The following is a 1,518-nucleotide window of genomic DNA, read 5'->3' as shown; positions in this document are numbered from 1 at the left end:
TGCCGGATACGGATCCCGATTTAGCGGAGGTGGTCGATAAATTTGAGCAACCAGCTTGCTCTTACTACCAGTCTGGCATTGTGTTGGGGATACAGATTGTTAAAGAGCGAAGCGTCCAGTAGGGCGCTTTTTTGTTGTCTACTAAATCACCACAACCGCCGTCATGTTCGTGTGCATCGGGCTGGCTACTTACGCTCAGGCAATCGGCGGGTAACTCGAGGTCTTGCCTGCCGGGGTATTGCCGTTGCGGGTTGCTGGTCCACCGTCTGGCTTGCTGCTGTCTGGTGGGTTGATGGGATTAAGATTACAAATTTAATTATAAATAGTCAAGTGGTGTTTAATATTTAATTTGTAATTATGGGTGAAAAAATAACCCATTGATCTTACGGGGTTAAGGGGGCGGGTTAGGAAATATGCTTCTTTTTCAGCAAAAGTTCTTTTAATTTTCTTGCGTAAAAATTTCTTTTAACTTCGAGTTCTTTTATAATTATATCTGTATCACTTTCGGGAAGATCATCAAATAACTCCAGTATAAGCCTCTGTTTTTCTGTTATTTTTTCTTTTTCTCTAGATGTGGGACATTGCAGTTCTTCTTTTTGAACATCTTCTTGCTGTTCAGTAAAAAACCAATGCATAGGTTTTCCAGTAACCTCAGCTAGTTTTTCTAGTTTATCCATCCTTGGCGTCACACCTTTTAGCCAGCTTTGTACTGATTGCGGTTTAACGCCCAATCTACGCGCCAGTTCTGATTGATTCCAATCAAATTCGTGCAATACCTGTTGGAGTCTGGCGGAAAAACTCATTTTTACGGCCCCATATCTACTCAATTGTCTGTATAAAAGCATACAAAATTTTTTTGCACCCAGCACTGCAAACTTAAATTGCAATTTAAATGTGTAATATGTGCTTGCTTGACGTGGAGAATACGAATGGAAAGAAGCTTACAAAATAAAATATTTGCGATCACAAGCCAATCTGAATTGGGGCGGCGGTTGGGCAAGCGTCCACAAACCATTAGCTTTTGGTTCAAGAAACGCGTTCCCGCTGAATTGGTTGTTTCAATGTCCAAGGCACTTGAGTGGAAAGTTACTCCTCACGAATTACGCCCAGATAAATACCCAAACCCGACGGATGCGCTTCCTGCTCACAGGGAACAGGCAGCCTAACCAGCAGTACCGCTCTTCACAACGGACACTCGTCCTACGGAAGCCACCGACAACGTGGCGAACTCAACATCCCACAGTAACAAACTCACTGTGACTGGCTCACGGCTCCGTCACGTCTGTTGATTACCACATTACACCACAGGTGCCGTGTCTCTACACGTGCATCCGATAACCTGTTTTTTTCAATAAGGAAAGTATCACAAATGCAATATGCAAAAACACGCAAAAATTCTGCGGTTGAGTTCATCAGTCGTCACCTTGTCGCAACAGCTTATCAGGCGATTGTCCGGGTACGCCAGACCAATATCGCAAAAATTCTGGGTGTCGCCGATTCAACCGTCCTGCGCCGCTC

At 44.1% G+C, this 1,518-nt stretch carries 2 protein-coding genes; one reads left to right on the top strand and one right to left on the bottom strand.

Annotated features, from left to right (window positions below; genetic code table 11):
* Positions 1-404: 404 nt before the first annotated feature.
* Positions 405-887, bottom strand: coding sequence for a helix-turn-helix domain-containing protein (locus tag QZ506_RS10410; protein WP_291970930.1), 483 nt, complete (start codon positions 885-887; stop codon positions 405-407).
* A gap of 42 nt (positions 888-929) precedes the next feature.
* On the opposite strand from QZ506_RS10410, the gene QZ506_RS10405 reads away from it, so the two are divergent.
* Positions 930-1,166 carry a YdaS family helix-turn-helix protein gene (locus tag QZ506_RS10405; protein ID WP_291970928.1) on the top strand — a complete coding sequence of 79 codons (237 nt, stop codon included), beginning with the start codon at positions 930-932 and terminating at the stop codon, positions 1,164-1,166.
* Positions 1,167-1,518 lie beyond the last annotated feature (352 nt).

The sequence above is a fragment of the Candidatus Symbiopectobacterium sp. genome, from assembly GCF_020054415.1.
GTDB lineage: Bacteria > Pseudomonadota > Gammaproteobacteria > Enterobacterales > Enterobacteriaceae > Symbiopectobacterium.
The sequence above is the reverse complement of the archived record's forward strand: the minus strand, read 5'-3'. Positions and strand labels throughout refer to the sequence as shown.

Bases quoted from the DNA above. Each gene is read 5' to 3' on its own strand.
- QZ506_RS10405 (WP_291970928.1), top strand. From the start codon at position 930: ATGGAAAGAAGCTTACAAAATAAAATATTTGCGATCACAAGCCAATCT.